Origin of the sequence: Parafrankia soli, from assembly GCF_001854695.1 — a bacterium.
In the GTDB taxonomy this organism is placed as follows: Bacteria; Actinomycetota; Actinomycetes; order Frankiales; family Frankiaceae; genus Parafrankia; species Parafrankia soli.
Map to the genome: position 1 here is coordinate 1 of NZ_MAXA01000206.1, position 1,068 is coordinate 1,068.

A 1,068-nucleotide genomic window follows, 5' to 3' on the forward strand; every position below is an offset into this window, starting at 1 on the left:
GGGCGCGTGGACGAGGAAGTACTCGAACTCGTAGAAGGTCCTGCCGTCACGGGTCTGGGGGGTTGTGGACTTCCGTATCAGCAGGGTGTGCGCGTAGCCGTCGGCCGGCGGCTGGTCGGCGACGGTCACCGGGACCGCGGCCCAGTCGTAGCGGGCGCCTTTCGCCCCATCCCCGCAGGAGCGGCGTTCGAACACCCCGACCGGGAGCCCGGCATGGACCCGGTCCGGGCGGGTGGAACGGCCACGACCATCGAGCAGCGGCAGACTCTTCGGCACGGCCAGCACATACGACAGCCCCTGGGCGTGGCAGTGGCCGCGCAGGCCCGGGTCCTTGCCGTAGCCGCTGTCCGCGACCACCCACCGAAACGGCACCCCGGCCGCGACCGTCCGGGCCAGCATGCCGACTGCAAGCTCGGGTTTCGTCGCGAACCCTCGACCCGCGGGGACACCGGCCGCACGACAACGAGCCGGATCGTCAGTCCACACCGCCGGCAGGTACAACTCCCGGTCGATGAACGCATGCCCGAACGGCGACGCGTAGGTACACATCACCATCGTCTGGACGTTCGCGGTCTCCCCCGTCAACCCGTAGTACTGCGGGGCGACCCCGACCGATTTGCTTTCCTTCTTCAGCGTCTGCGTGTCATCGAGGACCAGCACCGCCGCCCCCGATCCCAGGTGGGCGACCACGTACTCGCGGACAGCGTCCCGTAACATCTCCGCGTCCCACACCGCCCCGTCCAGCAGATGCTCGAACGGCCGCGGCGTCGGGTAACCCGCATGCTCGGCCAGCCCCCACGAGTTCTTCTTCGGCACGTCCGCCAGCAACGCCCGCACGAAGTCCGCGAACACCCGCCTCGGCTCGGGCCGGTTGGACAACCAGCCCAACCCCTCCGTCAACGCCGCGAGCTCCCGCTCCCACCCGGCGACGTCCCGCGCCGTCACGACCCCCACCATGCCAGACCCGACGATCAACCACACACGATCGCTCCAAGATCTAGGAATGTAGTACTGGTGCACTCAGCAACACATAAGGCCATCCAGACCGGTGATCGGACGTGGATGCGG

The 1,068-nt window shown here is 68.6% G+C and carries 1 protein-coding gene; it reads right to left on the reverse strand.

Translation table 11 applies throughout. The annotated features are described in order from the left end of the window. On the reverse strand, positions 1-945 hold a 945-nt coding region (locus tag BBK14_RS15935), incomplete at its 3' end, for an IS701 family transposase (protein ID WP_241831527.1). Positions 946-1,068: the final 123 nt, after the last annotated feature.